Annotated in this window: 16 protein-coding genes; 9 read left to right on the forward strand and 7 right to left on the reverse strand. The window is 65.0% G+C overall.

The features are described 5' to 3' along the window. Positions 1-267: 267 nt before the first annotated feature. From acs to ACP15K_RS07045, 8 genes are all read left to right on the forward strand, one after another. On the forward strand, positions 268-2,232 hold the full coding sequence (acs, locus tag ACP15K_RS07010; RefSeq protein WP_424990135.1) for an acetate--CoA ligase: 1,965 nt from the start codon (positions 268-270) through the stop codon (positions 2,230-2,232). Between the two features lie 3 nt (positions 2,233-2,235). Further along, complete coding sequence (locus tag ACP15K_RS07015) at positions 2,236-2,925, forward strand: adenylate kinase (RefSeq protein ID WP_193141150.1); 690 nt, start codon at positions 2,236-2,238, stop codon at positions 2,923-2,925. 124 nt (positions 2,926-3,049) lie between these two features. Then, positions 3,050-3,307, forward strand: coding sequence for a DUF4212 domain-containing protein (locus ACP15K_RS07020; protein WP_193141151.1), 258 nt, complete (start codon positions 3,050-3,052; stop codon positions 3,305-3,307). A gap of 13 nt (positions 3,308-3,320) precedes the next feature. Continuing rightward, on the forward strand, positions 3,321-5,105 hold the full coding sequence (locus ACP15K_RS07025; RefSeq protein WP_193141152.1) for a sodium:solute symporter family protein: 1,785 nt from the start codon (positions 3,321-3,323) through the stop codon (positions 5,103-5,105). Positions 5,106-5,209: 104 nt separating this feature from the next. Further along, on the forward strand, positions 5,210-7,036 hold the full coding sequence (locus ACP15K_RS07030) for a DUF294 nucleotidyltransferase-like domain-containing protein (protein ID WP_424990136.1): 1,827 nt from the start codon (positions 5,210-5,212) through the stop codon (positions 7,034-7,036). 39 nt (positions 7,037-7,075) lie between these two features. Further along, entirely contained in the window at positions 7,076-7,606 is a 531-nt protein-coding gene (locus ACP15K_RS07035; RefSeq protein WP_193141154.1) for a hypothetical protein, read from the forward strand. Continuing rightward, on the forward strand, positions 7,603-7,998 hold the full coding sequence (locus tag ACP15K_RS07040; protein WP_424990137.1) for a response regulator: 396 nt from the start codon (positions 7,603-7,605) through the stop codon (positions 7,996-7,998). The genes ACP15K_RS07035 and ACP15K_RS07040 overlap by 4 nt, the downstream gene beginning before the upstream one ends. 3 nt (positions 7,999-8,001) lie before the next feature. Next, positions 8,002-10,101: an exonuclease domain-containing protein gene (locus ACP15K_RS07045; protein WP_424990138.1), complete on the forward strand. Its 2,100-nt coding sequence runs from the start codon at positions 8,002-8,004 to the stop codon at positions 10,099-10,101. A gap of 153 nt (positions 10,102-10,254) precedes the next feature. Here the strand turns inward: ACP15K_RS07045 and ACP15K_RS07050 are convergent, their stop codons facing one another. The 6 genes from ACP15K_RS07050 to ACP15K_RS07075 form a co-directional block, all read right to left on the reverse strand. Next, positions 10,255-11,382: a branched-chain amino acid ABC transporter permease gene (locus tag ACP15K_RS07050; RefSeq protein ID WP_424990139.1), complete on the reverse strand. Its 1,128-nt coding sequence runs from the start codon at positions 11,380-11,382 to the stop codon at positions 10,255-10,257. Further along, positions 11,379-12,509 (reverse strand): branched-chain amino acid ABC transporter permease, encoded by a 1,131-nt coding sequence (locus tag ACP15K_RS07055; protein ID WP_424990140.1) that lies wholly within the window; start codon positions 12,507-12,509, stop codon positions 11,379-11,381. Before ACP15K_RS07055 ends, ACP15K_RS07050 begins: the two co-directional genes overlap by 4 nt. Beyond that, positions 12,506-13,258 (reverse strand): ABC transporter ATP-binding protein, encoded by a 753-nt coding sequence (locus tag ACP15K_RS07060; protein WP_424990161.1) that lies wholly within the window; start codon positions 13,256-13,258, stop codon positions 12,506-12,508. The genes ACP15K_RS07055 and ACP15K_RS07060 overlap by 4 nt, the downstream gene beginning before the upstream one ends. Before the next feature lie 766 nt (positions 13,259-14,024). Next, complete coding sequence (locus ACP15K_RS07065) at positions 14,025-14,789, reverse strand: ABC transporter ATP-binding protein (RefSeq protein WP_193141158.1); 765 nt, start codon at positions 14,787-14,789, stop codon at positions 14,025-14,027. A gap of 59 nt (positions 14,790-14,848) precedes the next feature. Beyond that, the gene (locus tag ACP15K_RS07070) at positions 14,849-16,021 is read right to left on the reverse strand and encodes a substrate-binding domain-containing protein (RefSeq protein WP_193141159.1); all 1,173 of its coding nucleotides are present in this window, start codon (positions 16,019-16,021) and stop codon (positions 14,849-14,851) included. Positions 16,022-16,142: 121 nt separating this feature from the next. Continuing rightward, entirely contained in the window at positions 16,143-16,556 is a 414-nt protein-coding gene (locus ACP15K_RS07075; protein ID WP_193141160.1) for a VOC family protein, read from the reverse strand. 77 nt (positions 16,557-16,633) lie between these two features. Here ACP15K_RS07075 and ACP15K_RS07080 point away from each other — a divergent pair, with 77 nt between their 5' ends. Continuing rightward, the gene (locus tag ACP15K_RS07080; protein ID WP_424990141.1) at positions 16,634-17,926 is read left to right on the forward strand and encodes an O-acetylhomoserine aminocarboxypropyltransferase/cysteine synthase family protein; all 1,293 of its coding nucleotides are present in this window, start codon (positions 16,634-16,636) and stop codon (positions 17,924-17,926) included. Between the two features lie 6 nt (positions 17,927-17,932). Here the strand turns inward: ACP15K_RS07080 and ACP15K_RS07085 are convergent, their stop codons facing one another. After that, on the reverse strand, positions 17,933-18,628 hold the full coding sequence (locus tag ACP15K_RS07085) for an SIMPL domain-containing protein (RefSeq protein WP_193141162.1): 696 nt from the start codon (positions 18,626-18,628) through the stop codon (positions 17,933-17,935). Positions 18,629-18,707: the final 79 nt, after the last annotated feature.

Here is an 18,707-nt window from a genome sequence, read left to right on the forward strand (position 1 = left end):
TCCTGTTTACTGACAAAGCGCAGCAGACCAGGCGCGGAAGAGCAACAGCCCGAAATCCTTGTAAAAATCCTAACGGTGAACGAATTTACAGCTTTTCGTCAAAAGCGGCAAACTCGTTGACAAAAAAGGCGTGGAATATCTGCGACTTATTCTGGTGTTTTCAAATGGTGTTAAAGTGACTACGGGACAGTCGGGACATGTGCTCATATCCGCATTGCTGCGGGCGCATGACTGAACGCGAAGTTGACTAATGACGGGAGGACTCCGATGACGGGTCAAAGTCAGGACACAGCAACCTATCCGCCGAGCGCTGAGATCGCCGCAAACGCGCATATTGATGCCGAAGCCTATAATCGTATGTACGCGGAGTCGATTTCAGACCCCGAAGCCTTCTGGGACGAGCAAGGCAAGCAGCTGGACTGGATCAAACCGTATACCAAGGTCAAGGACACCACCTTCGACTTCGGCAAGGTGTCCATCAAGTGGTACGAAGACGGCACCCTGAACGTCTGCGCCAACTGCGTGGATCGCCACCTTGAAACCCGTGGCGACCAGACCGCCATCATCTTCGAACCCGACAACCCCGAAGAGCCCGCGCAGCACATCACCTACAAGGCGCTGCACACCGAAGTCTGCAAGATGGCCAACATCCTGGAGACCCTTGGCGTTCGCAAGGGCGATCGCGTTGTCCTCTATCTCCCGATGATCCCGGAAGCCGCTTACGCCATGCTGGCCTGCGCCCGGATCGGGGCCATCCACTCGATCGTTTTCGCCGGTTTCTCGCCGGATGCCCTGGCCGCCCGTGTGAACGGCGCCGACGCCAAGGTCGTGATCACCGCCGACTACGCCCCGCGCGGCGGTCGCCAGACCCCGCTGAAGTCGAACGCCGACGCCGCCCTGCTGCACTGCAAGGACACGGTGAAATGCCTGGTGGTCAAGCGCACCGGTGGCCAGACAACCTGGGTTGATGGCCGCGACTACGACTATTCGGAACTGCACGCCGAGGCCGACGATCACAGCCGCGCCGTGGAAGTGAACGCCGAAGACCCGCTGTTCGTGCTCTACACCTCGGGCTCGACCGGTCAGCCCAAGGGCGTCGTGCACAGCTCGGGCGGCTACCTTCTGTATGCCGCCATGACCCACAAGTACGTCTTCGACTACAAGGAAGGCGACGTCTTCTGGTGCACTGCGGACGTGGGCTGGGTCACCGGCCACAGCTACATCGTCTACGGCCCGCTCGCCAACGGCGCCACCACGGTGATGTTCGAAGGCGTGCCGACCTACCCGGATGCCTCGCGCTTCTGGGAAGTCTGCGAGAAGCACAAGGTCAACCAGTTCTACACCGCACCGACCGCCATCCGCGCGCTGATGGGCAAGGGCACCGAGTTCGTCGAGAAATGCGACCTCTCCAGCCTGCGCATCCTCGGCACCGTGGGCGAGCCGATCAACCCGGAAGCCTGGAACTGGTACAACGACAACGTCGGCAAGGGGAACTGCCCGATCGTCGACACCTGGTGGCAGACCGAAACCGGCGGTCACCTGCTGACCCCGCTGCCCGGCGCCCATGCGCTCAAGCCCGGATCGGCCATGAAGCCCTTCTTCGGTGTCGAGCCGGTGGTTCTGGACCCGCAGTCGGGCGAGGAAATCCACGAAAGCCCGGCCGAAGGCGTGCTTTGCATCAAGGCCAGCTGGCCCGGTCAGATGCGCACCGTCTATGGCGATCACGAACGTTTCGAGAAGACCTATTTCTCGGACTACAAGGGCTACTACTTCACCGGTGACGGCTGCCGCCGCGATGCCGATGGCGACTATTGGATCACCGGCCGCGTCGATGACGTGATCAACGTGTCCGGTCACCGCATGGGCACCGCCGAGGTCGAAAGCGCGCTGGTGGCACATGCCAAGGTCGCCGAGGCCGCCGTGGTGGGCTATCCGCACGACATCAAGGGCCAGGGCATCTACTGCTATGTCACCCTGATGAACGGCGTCGAGCCGACCGAGGAGCTGCGCAAGGAACTGCGCACCTGGGTCCGCACCGAGATCGGCCCGATCGCCGCACCGGATCTGATCCAGTGGGCGCCCGGCCTGCCCAAGACCCGTTCGGGCAAGATCATGCGCCGCATCCTGCGCAAGATCGCGGAAGACGATTTCGGGGCGCTCGGCGATACTTCGACGCTGGCCGAACCGGCGGTGGTCGATGATCTCATCGAAAACCGCATGAACAAAAAATAAGTCATGGACGGAGCAGACATCGTGACCACGACACCCGCAGTCCTCATCCTTCTCGGCCCTCCGGGCGCCGGGAAGGGCACCCAGGCCCGCATGCTGGAAGAGAAATTCGGCCTCGTCCAGCTGTCCACCGGCGATCTGCTGCGCGCGGCGGTTGCCGCGGGCACCGATGCCGGCAAGACCGCCAAGGCGGTGATGGAGGCGGGCAAGCTCGTCTCCGACGAGATCGTTCTGGCCATCCTGAAGGATCGCCTGGCCGAGGATGACACCCAGAAGGGTGTCATTCTGGACGGCTTCCCCCGCACCACCGGCCAGGCCGAAAGCTTGGACGCGCTGCTGGAGGAAACCGGACAGAAGATCAACGCCGCGATCTCGCTGGACGTTGAGGACGAAGCCATGGTCGAGCGGGTTTCGGGCCGCTACACCTGCGCCAAATGCGGCGAAGGCTACCATGACAGCTTCAAGCAGCCCGCCGTTGACGGGACCTGCGACAAATGCGGAGGCACGGAGTTCAAGCGCCGGGCCGACGACAATGCCGAAACCGTGCGGTCCAGGCTTGAAGCCTACCACGCGCAAACGGCGCCGCTGATCGACTACTACGACGCCAAGGGTGTCCTGCAACGCGTTGACGCCATGGGCGACATCAGCGCGATCGCGCAGGGCCTCGGTCGCATCGTGGAAGCCGCTTCGGCATAAGGGAGAGCCGGCTCCCCCCGGTGGGACTTGGGGGGGTGTCGGCAGAGCAACCGCTTTCATCATTGGATTTTGGAACGCACTGTTCCGGGCTCCGGGAAAGCATGTCTTAAAGGGAGAGACCGCTATGGCGGATAATTCGTCCAACAACGCCTACTGGCAAGCGAACCTGAATATCATCAAGGTTTGCCTCGCCATCTGGGCCCTCGTTTCCTTCGGGTTCGGCATCCTGCTGCGCCCGCTCCTCAAGGGTATTCCGGTGGGTGGCACCGACCTGGGCTTCTGGTTCGCCCAGCAGGGCTCCATCCTGGTATTTCTTGCCATCATTTTCTTCTACGCATGGCGCGTAAACAAGCTCGACGCAGAGCACGGCGTCGAAGAGTAAGGGACAGGGAACGATGGATCAGTTTACCCTCAACTTGCTGGTGGTCGGCGCGACGTTCGCGCTCTACATCGGCATTGCAATCTGGGCCCGTGCGGGCTCGACCTCGGAATTCTACGCAGCCGGTCGCGGTGTGCACCCGGTTGTCAACGGGATGGCCACAGGCGCTGACTGGATGTCTGCCGCTTCGTTCATCTCGATGGCCGGCCTGATCGCCTTTGGCGGCTATGCAACCTCGTCCTACCTGATGGGCTGGACCGGTGGTTACGTGCTTCTGGCCCTGCTGCTCGCGCCCTACCTGCGCAAGTTCGGCAAGTTCACCGTGCCGGAATTCATTGGCGACCGTTTCTACAGCCCGACCGCGCGTCTGGTGGCCGTGGTCTGCCTGATCACTGCCTCGATCACCTATGTGATCGGTCAGATGACCGGTGTTGGCGTTGCCTTCTCGCGCTTCCTGGAACTGGACAACACCACCGGCCTGCTGATCGGCGCCGCCATCGTGTTTGCCTACGCCGTTCTCGGCGGCATGAAGGGCGTCACCTACACGCAGGTGGCTCAGTACTGCGTTCTGATCACCGCCTACACCATCCCGGCGGTCTTCATCTCGCTGCAGCTGACCGGCCACGCCATCCCCGGCATCGGCCTGTTCGGCAACGACGTCGCCTCGGGCGAGCCGCTGCTGACGCGCCTGAACCAGGTGGTCACCGATCTGGGCTTTGCGGACTACACCGCGCAGGACGGCACGCCGTCTTCGGTCATCAACATGGTGCTCTTCACCTTCTCGCTGATGATCGGTACCGCGGGTCTGCCCCACGTCATCATCCGCTTCTTCACCGTTCCCCGCGTGGCTGACGCCCGCTGGTCGGCAGGCTGGGCCCTGGTCTTCATCGCCCTGCTGTACCTGACGGCTCCGGCTGTTGGCGCCATGGCACGTCTGAACCTGGTCGACACCATCTATCCGAACGGTGTTGCCGAAGAGCCGATCGAATACGCAAGCCGTCCCGACTGGATGACCAACTGGGAAAAGACCGGCCTGCTGAAGTTCGAAGACAAGAACGGTGACGGCCGCATCCAGTGGTACAACGACGCCAACTCCACCTTCGACGCCGATGTGGCCACGCCGCGCGGTTGGAAAGGCTCCGAGCTGACGGTGAACCGGGACATCATCGTTCTGGCCAACCCTGAAATCGCACAGCTGCCCGGTTGGGTTCTGGCAATCGTCGCCGCCGGTGGTCTTGCCGCCGCGCTGTCGACCGCTGCCGGCCTGCTGCTCGCGATCTCGTCCTCGGTGTCGCACGACCTGATCAAGGGTCAGCTGAACCCCGGCATCTCGGAAAAAGGCGAACTGCTCTGGGCGCGTATCTCGATGGCGGTTGCCATTGGTGTCGCAACCTACCTCGGCCTCAACCCTCCGGGCTTCGCTGCTCAAACCGTGGCGCTTGCCTTCGGTCTGGCTGCCGCGTCGATCTTCCCGGCGCTGATGATGGGCATCTTCGTGAAGCGCATCAACAACAAGGGTGCTGTTGCCGGCATGGTGTCGGGTCTGCTGTTCACGCTGGTCTACATCTTCATGCACAAGGGCTGGTTCTTCATCGCAGGGACCAACCAGTTCCCTGACACCATCCAGGGGTCGCTGCTGGGCATCCAGTCCACCGCGATCGGTTCGATCGGTGCCCTGGTGAACTTCGTGGTCGCCTACTTCGTGTCGAACGCCACGGAAGAGCCGCCGCAGGAGATCCAGGATCTGGTGGAAAGCATCCGCGTCCCGAAAGGTGCCGGCGCTGCTGCCATCGACCACTGATCTGGTCCTGAAAAGATCCGCCGGGGCGCCCTTCGCGCCCCGGCCGCAGCCATCGCTGGGCGCGGCACAGGCTGCGCCCGGCTTCTTCCCCAAAGGAGCTTTCGATGGAAGTCACCACCGAAGCAGTGCGCACGTTTCTTTCCGCCCTGCACCCCTATGACGCCCTCCCCCCCGAAGACCTGAACCGGGTTGCCGACGCCTTCACCGTCGACGCGCGCGCCAAGGGCGATACGATCTATTCCATCGGCGACAAGCTCCCGGGCCTCTATGTCATCCTAGACGGCTCGGTCGAGATCCACGATGCCCAGGGCGGCCAGCTTTCGCTGCTGGGTCCGCGCAACAGTTTCGGCGAACGCGGCCTGTTCCGGGACGGCACCGCCGTCACCAACGCCCTCGCCGCCACCGATGTTTCCCTGCTGATCCTGCCGGTGACCGAGGTCACCCGCCTGCTGGACACGCAGCCCGCCTTTGCAAGATTCTTCGATCGCGGCACTTCGGGCGACAAGCCCAACACCCTGTCGTTGGCCACCACGCAGGTGTCGAACCTGCTGACCGGTCCGCCCGTGTCGTGCCCGCCTACGACCTCGATCCGCGAGGCCGCGCGGCAGATGCGTGAAAAGAACATCTCAAGCCTGGCCGTGGTCGAGGATGGCGTCCTGAAGGGCATCGTCACCACCACCGACCTGTCGCATCGGGTCGTGGCCGAAGGCATCGATTCCGCGCTGGATGTGTCGCGGATCATGACACCGCAGCCGATCACCCTGCCCCCAGACGCGCTGGCCTCGGACGTGCTGCACGTGATGCACGAACGCCATATCGGTCATCTGCCCATTGCCGAGGGCGACAAGATCCTCGGCATGGTCACCCAGACCGACCTGACCCGCCTGCAGGCGGTCACCTCGGCGCAATTCGTTTCGGACATCGCCTATGGGCGCACCCCGGCCGCGCTGGCCAAGGTCACCAAGCAGATCCCGCAGTTGCTGGTGCAACTGGTGGGGTCCGGCAACCCGCACGAGGTCGTCACCCGGCTTATCACCGACATCGCCGATGCCGTCACCCGCCGCCTGCTGACGCTGGCCGAAGCCAAGTTCGGCCCGCCCCCGGTGCCCTATTGCTGGCTTGCCTGTGGCAGCCAGGGCCGCCGCGAACAGACCGGCGTGTCGGATCAGGACAACTGCCTGTTTCTCGACGATCGGGTCACCGCCGAGGACATGCCCTATTTCGAGAAGCTGGCGAAATTCGTCTGTGACGGGCTGAACACCTGCGGCTATGTCTATTGCCCCGGCGACATGATGGCGACGGCGACCCGCTGGCGTCAGCCGGTGCGGGTCTGGCGCAGCTATTTCGAAGGCTGGATCGTCAAGCCCAGCCCCGAGGCGCAGATGCTGGCCTCGGTGATGTTCGACCTGCGGGTGATCGGCGGCGACGCCAGCCTGTTCGACGGGCTTCAGCGCGAGGTTCTGGCCAAGGCCTCGGCCAATTCGATCTTCGTGTCGCACATGATCGCGAACTCGCTCAAGCACACGCCGCCGCTGGGACTGCTGCGCGGCTTTGCCACCATCCGCTCGGGCGAGCACAAGAACCGCATCGACCTCAAGCACAACGGCGTTGTGCCGATCGTCGACCTTGCCCGGATCTATGCGATCCAGGGCGAATTGACCGCCGCCAACACCCGCGCCCGCCTGGTCGAGGCCGAGGCCAAGGGCGTGCTGTCGAAGTCCGGCGGCAGCGACCTGATGGATGCCTATGACCTGATCGCCCAGACCCGTCTGGACCATCAGGCCAAGCTGGTGCGCCACGGCGCGGCCCCTGACAACTTTCTTTCACCGACAGAATTGTCCGACTTTGAGCGAAGTCATCTTCGCGACGCTTTCGTCGTGGTAAAGACGCTGCAATCGGCTCTTGGACATGGACGCGGCATGATCGGTTAACACTTCGGTCCGCCGCTGCGGACCACCCTGGGAGGATACATGTTTCTAGAACTCTTCGCGACGTTCGCGATCGGCCTTGGCGCGGCAGGGGTGATCCTGCTGGTGAATCTGCTCGTCGGCAAACGGCTGCCGCGCTGGTTTCTGCCGGCCGGGGCGGGTCTGGCCATGATCGGGTTTTCGGTCTGGTCGGAATACACCTGGTACGACCGCACCACGACCACCCTGCCCGAAGAGATCGTCGTCGCCTGGGCGCATGAAACCTCTGCGTTCTACAAGCCCTGGACCTATGTCTCGCCGCAGGTGGATCGCTTCGTTGCCGTGGATCTGGAAACCATCCGCACCAACGACGACCTGCCCGGCCAACGCATGGTTGACCTGTTTTTCTTCGGACGCTGGGCGCCGGTCCGGCAGATCCGGGTTGTCATCGACTGCGCCAACAACCGCCGTGCCGACCTCATGGAGGGGGTCGCCATGGATGCCAACGGCAATGTGGAGGAAAGCGCGTGGATTCCGCTGGAACCGGAAGATCCGGTTCTGCTCAAGACCTGTGAGGAGGAGGTATTGGGATGACAAGGACATTGACATGCAATGGACACGAGGCCCGCGTGGCCCTGCTGGGGCTGGATGACACGCTGGGCGATGCCATCGCGCAAAGCCTCAGCCGCGACGGCTGCGCCATGACCCGCGCCCCCTGCGCCACCAGCGCTGTGCCAAGGCTGTGCGAATGCTGCCCCGATGTGATCGTGCTGGAAACACGGACCAGCGACATGTCGGCCTTCGGCGTCGCACAGGCGATCCGGCAAAACCGCGATCTGGATCATGCCCGCCTGCTGGTGCTGCAGAATTCGGGCCGCGCCATCGACAAGCGCCGGGCCCGTGCCATGGGTGCCGACGGCTTCCTGTCCATGCCCTTCCCCATGTCGTCGCTGCGCATCGAGGTCGGACGGCTGCTGGGGGCCTGACCGATGTTCAACTCCCTGTCGTTGCGGCTGAGAATATTCCTGTTCTTCGCCTTCCTGGGCTGCGGATCACTGGCCATTCTGGCCGGCAGCCTCGCCTTCGCCGCCTCCCGCATGGATCCGGCGCACCCCATGGCCGCCCTGACCACCGGCGGCATCATGGCCGGGTTCCTGACCGCCGCCCTTGTCGCCGGAATCTGGTACCTGTTTGACGAAAACGTCGCCCGCGCCATCGAACGTCTGTCGGCCGAACTGCGCGCCCGCGCCCATGCGGATATCTCCCGCGATCTGGACGCCGCACCGGCCAAATACCTGGGCGATCTGGCCCCCGCCGCCGGCGAATTGACCAGGACCCTGTCCTCGGCCCGCACCGAGCTTGAGGAAACCGTGGCCGAGCAGACCGGCCGGCTGAAGGAACAGACCGCGCAGCTGACCGCGCTGCTGTCGGATGTGGACATGGGGCTGATCCTGTGTTCCCCCAGCCACCAGATCGTGTTCTACAACCCGACTTCGGTGGATCTTCTGCAAGACACCGGGCGGCCCCGGCTGGACCGGATGATCTTCGACCTGCTGCACGAACGTCCGATCCGGCGCACCTATGAAACACTGCTGAAGGCCGAACGCGGCGAACGGCACCGGGATGTGCTGGTCTCGACCGTTGGCTGTGGCCGCACCATCGCGGCGCATATGCGGCTGGTCAGCGGGGCGCTGGGAATGGGGGAAAAGCCCGGCTACGTGCTGACCCTGCGCGACGTGTCCAAGGACATGAAGCTGCACAGCGAACGTGAACGTCTGCTGACCGAAACCATCGACTCGGTGCGCCTGCCCGCCGCGCGCCTGCAGGCGGTGCTGGACCTGATCAACGATCCGGTCGGCGGTTTTGCCGATCACGGCGAGGCGCTGAAAGCCGAAGCCGCAGGCCTGGTCGAGGTCGTCAACACGCTGGCCGAACGCCACGATGCCAATCAGGACACCTGGTGGCCGATGCAGGACGTGCGCGCCTCGCAGATGATCGACGCGATCCGCGGCCATCTTGGCCCCGACGCGCTGCCGCTGGACGCGCCCAGCCCGCACATCAGCCTGCGTTGCGACGGCCTGGCCCTGTCCGGCCTTCTGGCCTCGCTGATCGAAAAGATCACCGAACTGCATCTGGCAAAGGCGCTGTCGCTGACCGTCGAGATGGAGGGCCCCGGCGCCTTGATCTCGCTGCATTGGGATGGCGACGCGCTGCCGATCCCGGCGCTGCGCGAGGTTCTGGATGCGCCGCTGGAAGACGGTCCCTTCGAGATCACCGGGCAGGAGATCCTGGACCACCACAACGCCGACATCTGGCCCGAAACCACGGACACGGGACAAGCCGCTTTGGTGCTGCCCATCGCCGAGGCGCGCGCGGTCGAGGCGCTGGGATCGCTGAAACCCGGCTACGGGCGGCCCACGGTCTTTGACTTCGATCTGCTGACCCAGGTCCGCGACGGCGCGGTGACCGGCAAGAAGCTGTCGGAACTGACCTATGTGGTCTTTGACACCGAAACCACCGGGCTCGATCCCAAGGGCGGCGACGAGATCGTGCAGATCGCCGCCGTGCGGCTGCTGAACGGCAAGCGCGTGGATGGCGAGGTGCTGGATCAGCTGGTCGATCCCAAACGTTCGATCCCGCCCAAATCCACCGAGATCCACGGCATTACCGAGGACATGGTGCAAGGCATGCCGACCATCAAGGAGGCCGGGGCGCAGTTTCACCGCTTCTGCGAGAACGCCGTGCTGGTCGCCCACAACGCGCCCTTCGACATGGCCTTCTTCCATCGCCATGCCGACATCATCGGTGCGCCGTTCGATCACCCGGTGCTCGACACGGTGCTGCTGTCGGCGATCCTGTTCGGCCAGAACGAAGAGCACACGCTGGATGCGCTGGCCGACCGCTTCGGCGTGGTGATCCCGGCCGAGGTCCGCCACACCGCCTATGGCGACACCGTGGCCACCGCCGAGGTGTTCCAGCGGATGCTGGCGATGCTGGAAGCGCAAGGCATGACCACCTATGACGACGTGGTCGCCGCGATGACCAAGAACGCCCGCCTGATGCGCGAGATGAAGGCCCGCGTCGGCTGAGCGGACATCAGTGGTACGGACACAAACGGGGCGGCCTCAGGGCCGCCCTTTTTCGTGCCGATCCCGGTCGGCGGCGGTGGGCTGCGGGCCAGCCCCGCAGCCATACACCAGCCATACCTTTTCCAGACGCTTTCCAGCCCCGGTTTTCGGCCCTCAGCCGCGCTTGCCGCGCAGCCGCCCGACCACCCCTGTGGGGAAGAAATAGACGCTGAGCACGAACAGCACCCCCAGCCACAACAGCCAGCGATCCGGGTTCAGCAGGTCCGCCGCATAGGGCACATCCGCCAGCCCGCTGGCCGCGCCCGACATCAGGTCTTTCAGGTAATTCTGTGCCAGCATCAGCACCACCGCGCCGATCACCGCGCCATAGATCGTGCCCATGCCGCCGATCACCACCATCAGCAGGATGTCGATCATGATCTCGAAGCTCAACACCGTGTCCGGCCCCACATAGCGCAGCCAGATCGCGAACAGCGACCCTGCCAGCGCCGCCATCACCGCCGACAGAACCGTCACCCCGATGCGGTAGCTGACCACCCGATAGCCGATGGCCTCGGCCCGGAAATCATTCTCGCGGATCGCCTGCAACACCCGTCCGAAAGGCGAGTTCACGATCCGCAGCATCAGCAGCACAAGACTCAGGGAGCCTGCAAAAACAAGGTAGTAGTTGGCGATCTTGCCGCTGATCCGGTCACCGCCCAGGGTCAGCATCGCCGGTCCCTCCTCGGTGCCGGGCGCCACCGCCTCGGGCAGCGCAAAGCGCCATTCGGGCGCCTGCCCATAGGTCACCGCCGCCGTCAACTCGCGCGGGATGCGATAGGTCAGCCCGTCCTCGCCGCCGGTCAGACCCGACAGCTGCGAGACCAGCACCGCCACCGCTGAGGCCACTGCCAGCGTGATCATGGCAAAGAAGATCGCCCGCACCCGCAGCGAGAACAGCCCGATCACCGCCGCCAGAAGCGCCGCCCCAAGCGCGCCGGCCCCCGCGCCCATCGCCAGCGCCTCGAAACTGCGGCCCATGTGGATCGAGGCCAGCGCGACGCCATAGGCCCCGAAGCCGAAAAAGATCGTATGGGCAAAGCTGACAACGCCGGTATAGCCCAGCAACAGGTCATAGCTGGCCACCAGGACGATGAAGACACAGATCCGCGCCGCCGTATCCAGCGCGCGGGTGCCTTCGAACAGGAAGGGCGCAAAGGCCAGGGACAGGAATATCCCCAGCAATATCAGCGACAAGAGGACAGAACCGGGTTTGTCACCGGACAGCAACTTGACCATCATTTCGCCCTCACCACCGGCAACATGCCCTGCGGCCGCCACATCAGGATCAGCACCATCAGGCCGATGTTGGACACCAGCGCCATCTTCGGTTCCAGAAAGGCGGTGTAGTTCTGGGTCAGCCCCACCAGCAGCGCGCCGATGAAACAGCCCTCGACCGATCCCAGCCCGCCGATGATCACCACGATGAACACCAGAACCATCAGTTCGGCGCCCATCTGGGCGGTGACGACCTCCTGGTACATGGTCCACATGACGCCGCCCAACCCGGCCAGTGCCGAACCCGCGACGAAGACCAGCACGAAGATGCGGCTCAGGCGATAGCCCATCGCTTCGACCATTTCACCGTTCTGCACCCCGGCGCGTACGATCAGCCCGATGCGGCTGAAGCGCAGCACCAGCCCCATCAGCGCAAAGACCACCAGCCCCACGGCCACCGCCAGCAGGCGGTATTTCTCCAGCGCCGCGCCCTGCCACGTCAGCGCGCCCTTCAGGGTCTCGGGGCGGCTGAGGAATATCTCGTCCGGGCCCCAGATCACGTGGATCAACTGCTCGGCGATGATCAGCCCGCCCATGGTCACAAGGATCTGTTTCAGATGCGCGCCATAGACCGGGCGCACGATCACCCGTTCGAACACCAGCCCCATGGCCCCGGTGGCGGCCATCGCCGCCAGCACCGCCAGCGCCACGGCGGCCAGGTTCAGCCCGAGATCCGGCGCGCCGACCCAACTGGCATAGGCGAACAGCACGCTGGCCCCGACGAAGGCGCCGACCGAGATGAAGGCCCCATGGCCGAAGTTGATCACATCCATCAGCCCGAAGACCAGCGTCAGCCCCGAGGCCATCAGGAAGATCATCATCCCCATCGCCAGTCCCGACACCGTCAGGGTCAGCCAACTGGGCTGGATCGCGATGGCGGCCATGGGCAGGCCCGACCATGTGGCCGGGTCCAGCAGCGCTGCCCACCCGGCGCCCTCGGGCAGGCTGGCCTGCAGCGCCATGGCCACAAGGCCAAGGATCACCAGCCCCGGCACCAGCAGAAGCGGCACCAGCGCCGGAAAGCGGCGTCCGCCGATCCGGCGGGGCGTGGTGGCGTGGATCGCGCCCACGTCGGGGGTGCTGCTGCTCATAGGGCCTCCACGTTCAGTCCAAGGTAGCGCGCCTGCAGGTCGGGCGATCCGGCAAGTTCCGCCATCTCCCCCGCCCAGACGATGCGGCCGTCTTCCATCACCGCCGCGGTGTCGCCCAGTTCAGCGGCCACGGCGAAATTCTGTTCCACCATCAGGATCGAGGCGCCCTGCGATTTCAGATCCTTCAGCGCGCCCGCCAGCGAAGTGACGATGGCCGGGGCAAGACCCTTGGTGGGTTCGTCGATCAGGTACAGGCGGCGTTTCTCGATCACCGCGCGGGCCACCGACAGCATCTGTTTCTGGCCGCCCGACAGGGTGCCGGCCCGCGCCCGCCAGAATTGATCCAGCGCCGGGAATACACGGAAGATCCAGTCCAGCCGGTCGCGGCTGATCCGGCCGCTGCGGGCGGCCAGCGCCATGTTCTCCGCCACTGTCAGATCCGCGAAGATGCCCATGTCCTCGGGCACGAAACCGATGCCCGCCCGCGCAATCCGGTGCGGCCGCTGGCCCTGAATTTCCTGCCCGCCAAGGGAGATCGTGCCGGCGCGGGCGCGCCACAGCCCCATGATGGTGCGCAGCGTCGTGGTCTTTCCGGCGCCGTTGCGGCCCAGCAGCATGGTGACGCCGCCGGTGGGCACCTCAAGATCGACCCCGTGCAGGATGTGATAGCGGCCGATATCCGTGTGCACCCCGGACAGGCGCAGCAGGGCCGGGCCGCGCGGGGCCAGAATGGACGGGGTCACGGGCAGCGGCGTCTCGGGCAGCGGGGGGACCAGCGTCACGCCCGGATCCTCCGGGTCCTCCCAATAGGTGACCGGCGGTTCCACCCGGATGTGGATCGGCTGATCGTCGACGGCGGCGGAACCAGGGTCCACGCCGTCGTCCTGGTCCTCGACCTGGTGATATTCGCTCAGGACAAGGGGGCCGGTTTCCGCGGGGATGGCGTCATCGTCAATGGCAGGCGCGTCGATGGCGTGGGGCGCATCCTCGCTCCAGTCTTCCTCCGCGTCCTGATGTTCAAGGAAGTCCGGTTCGGCGGGAACCTCGTCCTCAGCCGGGGCATCTGCGACGTCGCCGTCCTGCACTTCGGGCGCGAAACCGTCCCGTGCCTGGAACGGGTCGGGATCGGGTTCCGGATCTGCCTCCGGGCCCGGTTCGGGATCCGGTTCAAACGCGGGGTCTGACCAAGATGCGGGCTCTGGCTCCGGCGCAACCTCGGCAACCGGGTCCATGTCGGGCCATGCCTCTTCCCGCACATCCTCGGGCGCAGGCTCGGGAGCGGGCGCAACCGGGGCGGGCTCTTCCCCAGCAGCGCCAAAGGGCCGGGCGGCCAGTCGGCCGGCCTCTTGCAGCGAGGCACCGGGTTCGGGCGGTGCGAATTCCTCGCTCACCGGAGGCGGCGCTTCGGCCCTGGGCTTGGGCGCTTCGGCGGGCTGTTCGCCACGGGCGCGGGCGCGAGCAGCGTCCATGGCGGCGGCCAGGCGGTCGACCCGCAGGTTGATCTTGTCTTCGTCGTCAGACATTGGCCTGTGCCCGTCCCATATAGGCTTCCTGCACGATGGCCGAGGCCATCACGTCCCGCGGGGCGCCATCGGCCACAAGCGCGCCGTTGTGCAGCACGATGATCCGATCCGCCAGCGCACTGATGACATCCATCTTGTGTTCCACCAGCAGGATGCACTTGCTGCGGTCCTGCGACAGCCGCCCGATCAGGTCCAGCACCACCGGCGCATCATCGGGCGACATGCCCGCGGTGGGTTCGTCGAACATGTAGACCTTGGGATCCATGGCGATCAGCATCGCCACCTCAAGCTTGCGCTGGTCGCCGTGCGGCAGTTCGCTGACCGGCTTGTCGGCCTGCACGCGCATCTGTACCTGGTCCAGCGCCTGATGCGTCATGTCGCGCATGTGATCGTCACTGTCGGCCAGCCGCAGCAAGCGTCCGCCTTTGCGCTGATGCGCCTGCACCACCAGACGGACGTTTTCATAGACCGTCAGGTCGGGAAACAGGTTGGTCAGTTGAAAGCCGCGCCCCAGTCCCATGCGCGTGCGCGTCGAGGCGGGCTTGCGGCTGATGTTGCGCCCCTCCAGCAGAACGCGCCCGCGCGTGGCCGCGATCTGTCCCGAGATCAGGTTGAAATAGGTGGTCTTTCCGGCCCCGTTGGGTCCGACGATCGCGGTCAGCTCGCCTGCCCGAAAGCCTGTGCTGATCCCGTCTACCGCCACGTGACCGCCAAACTGGACGGTCAGGTCACGGGTCTCCAATACCATATCGGCCATTGCCGTCACTCACCCGTCCGCAGCGCCCCGCCGTTGCACAAGGCAGGGCGCGCTACCTGTCAATTGCGAACCGGGATCGGCATGTCGTCGATCGTAAGCTCACGTACCAGTTCAGGAATACCCCATTCCACGTTCTCGTCCACCTTGATCTTGAAATGATACATGGACTGCAGCGCCTGATGATCCTCGGCGCGGAAGGTCATCGTGCCCTTGGGGGTTTCCCACGACATGCCTTCCATGGCGGCGATCAGTTCCTCGGTGTCGGTAGAGCCTGCGGCCTTGATCGCCTCGACCACGGCGATGCCGGCGCTCATGCCGCCCGCGGTGAAGAAATCCGGCGGGCTGTCGTAGCGGCTGATATGTTCGGTCACCAGCCAGTCGTTCACCGGGTTCTGCGGGATTTCATAGTAGTAATAGGTCGCGCCTTCCATGCCCGGCAGTTCCTTATAGGCCTTCAGCGCCGCCAGGATGTTGCCGCCCGTGGCGATGTCGATGCCGAAGCGCGACGGCTCCATCGCGTTGATCTTGCTCATCGGGTTGCCGCCTCCGGCCCAGATGATGAACAGCTTTTTCTCGCCGTCCACGTCCTTCATGGCGTTGAAGATCCGCTCGGCGGCGGCGGTGAAATCGGTGGTGTCCGTCGGCACGAATTCCTTGTGGACCAGCGCCGCGCCGGTGCCGGTCAGTGCCTCCTCGAAGGCGGCCACGCCGTCGCGGCCAAAGGCATAGTCCTGCGCCAGCGTCGCCACGCTCACCCTCTCGCCCCCCAGCGCCACGGCATTGGCGATGGCATCCTGGCTGGAGTTGCGCGAGGTGCGGAAGATGTAGCGATTCCAGTTGGCCCCGGTGATGCTGTCGGCCACCGCTGGCTCGACGATCAGGATCTTCTCGTATTCCTCGGCCACCGGCAGCATCGCCAGCGCCACGCCGGAACTGACCGGGCCGACCGCCAGATCGACCTCGTCATCGCCATAGGCTTCTTCCAGCAGCGCCCGACCGATGTCGGGCTTCAACTGGGTGTCCTTCTCGATCACCACGATCTTCTCGCCGTCGATTTCCATGGTGCCGCCGGTGGCGTATTCCAGACCCATCATCAGGCCCGCATGGGACTGCTTGGCATAGGCCTCGAACGGGCCGGTCTTGCCGTAGACATGGGCGATGGTGATGTCGGCGGCGGCAGGCACGGCCAGCAGCGCCGACAGGGCAACCGCGCCAAAGCGGGTGAATTTCATGGTCCAACTCCCTGAATACCGGCCCAAATGCCGGTGCATTTCCGGGAAGCCTAGGCAAGCGCAACGCCCCGATCAACCCGTTTGACGGGACGGGGCTTAACGGGACGGCGCGCGAATGCGGTCAGCTGGCGAAAATCCCGTCGGTGTCGGCAAAACCCTTCACCTCGATGGGATTGCCGCAGGGGTCGCGGAAGAACATGGTGCTTTGCGCGCCGGGCTGGCCTTCGAACCGGCGCGACGGCGGCAGCACGAAGTCGATCCCGGCCTCGGTCAGCCGCGCGGCCAGCGCCTCCCAGTCGGCCATCGCCAGAACCACGCCGAAATGCGGCATCGGCACCATGTGGTCGCCCACCTTGCCGGTGTTGCGGGTTTCCAGAATCGGACCAAGATGCAGCGACAACTGATGGCCGAAGAAATTGAAATCCACCCAGGTGTCGGTGCTGCGCCCCTCTTCGGCCCCCAGCAGCCCGCCATAGAAGGCGCGGGCGTCATCCAGATCGGCCACATTGATGGCCAGGTGAAAGGGCATGGGCATTGCGGACTCCTATGGCTGCTTGTCGGCGCGAAAACCTTCACTTACTGCTACTTTGGCGACACCACAGGGAGAGAGCAATGTCCGACACGGCAAAACTAGGTTTCGACACGCTGCAGATCCACGCAGGCGCCAGCCCCGATCCGGCCACCGGCGCCCGGCAGACACCGATCTACCAGACCACGGCCTATGTGTTCCGCGATGCCGATCACGCCGCAGCGTTGTTCAACCTGCAAGAGGTCGGCTACATCTATTCGCGCCTGACCAACCCCACGGTTGCGGTGCTGGCCGAACGCATCGCCACGCTGGAAGGCGGCGCCGGAGCGGTGTGCTGTTCGTCGGGCCATGCGGCGCAGATCATGGCGCTGTTCCCGCTGATGGGACCGGGCAAGAACGTGGTCGCCTCGACCCGTCTGTACGGCGGCACGATCACCCAGTTCAGCCAGACCATCAAGCGTTTCGGCTGGTCGGCCAAATTCGTCGATTTCGACGATGTGGAGGCGGTGAAAGCGGCCATCGACGACGACACCCGCGCGGTGTTCTGCGAATCCATCGCCAATCCGGGCGGCTACGTGACCGACCTGCTGACCATCGCGGGCATCGCCCATGACGGCGGCGTGCCGCTGATCGTCGACAACACCTCGGCCACGCCCTACCTGTGCCGCCCGATCGAACATGGCGCCGACCTGGTGGTACATTCGACCACCAAGTACCTGACCGGCAACGGCACCGTCACCGGCGGCTGCGTCGTGGACAGCGGCAAGTTCGACTGGTCGGCCAGCGACAAGTTCCCCTCGCTCAGCGCGCCCGAGCCCGCCTACCACGGCTTGAAGTTCCACGAAGCCCTTGGCCCGATGGCCTTCACCTTCCACTCCATCGCCGTGGGTCTGCGCGATCTGGGCATGACAATGAACCCGCAGGCGGCGCATTACACGCTGATGGGGATCGAGACCCTGTCGTTGCGTATGCAGCGCCACGTGGAAAACGCGCAGGTCATCGCCAACTGGCTGGAAGATGACGACTGCGTCGATTTCGTCACCTACGCCGGGTTGCCCTCGTCGCCCTATTACGACCGGGTTCAGGCGCTGTATCCCAAGGGCGCGGGGGCGCTGTTCACCTTCGCCATCAAGGGTGGCTACGAGTCCTGCGTGAAATTCGTCGACAGTGTCGAGATCTTCAGCCATGTGGCCAACCTTGGCGACACCCGGTCGCTGGTGATCCATTCGGCCTCGACCACGCACCGGCAGTTGACGCCCGAGCAGCAGGAGGCCGCCGGCGCGGCCCCCAATGTGGTGCGTCTGTCCATCGGCATCGAAGACGCCGAGGACCTGATCCACGACCTTGACCAGGCCCTGGCCAAGGCCACCAGCTGATCGGTCTCAGTCGAGGGCGATGACCAGCGTCACCCGCGCGGTGACCTGCAGTTCGCCCTCGGCCACCGGCACCGCCGCATCGGCCATCAGCGCCCGGCCCGCCATTTCGGGCCGGGGCATCCCGCCGCCCTGTTCGCTCAGGCTCAGCACTTTGCCCAGTTCGACCCCGGCCGCGTCCGCGTAAAGCTTGGCCGAGGCCAGCGCATCGGCCACCGCCGCCTTGCGCGCCGCATCGCGCAACCCGGCGGGATCGGCGATGTCGAAGGTCAACCGCGAGATGTCATTGGCCCCGGCCTTGACCAGCGTGTCGATGACCGGGCCCACCCGCGCCAGATCGACCAGTTCGACCGCCACCTCGCTGCGTGCCTCGAATCCGATCACCGCCAGCGGATCGACTCCGGGGTCATTGCGGTTGGGCCGCAGCGGCATCAAGCCCAGCGACTGGGTCTGGATTTTCTCGGGCGCGATGCCTTCGGCCTTCAGCGCCGCCAGCACCGCCGCCATCATGTCCGACATGGCCGCCAGCGCGCCCTCGGCGGTGTCGGCGCGCGCCACCGCGCCGGCCTGCAAGCGCGCCATGTCGGGGGCCGCGGCCACGCGGCCTTCCCCGGTCACGGTGATGCTGCGCTGCGGCGTGTCGGCACCGGCGGCCCCGGCCATCAGCATCGCGCTCAGAAGAAGTGGGATCAGCGGTCTGGTCATGCGGTTTTCCTTTGGTTGAGGGTGTTTTCAGGTCCGGTAGGGCCTGTCCTGCCTTTCCAGATATGGTAGCATTCTGGAA

Source organism: Fluviibacterium sp. S390 (genome assembly GCF_049800695.1).
In the GTDB taxonomy this organism is placed as follows: Bacteria; Pseudomonadota; Alphaproteobacteria; order Rhodobacterales; family Rhodobacteraceae; genus Meridianimarinicoccus.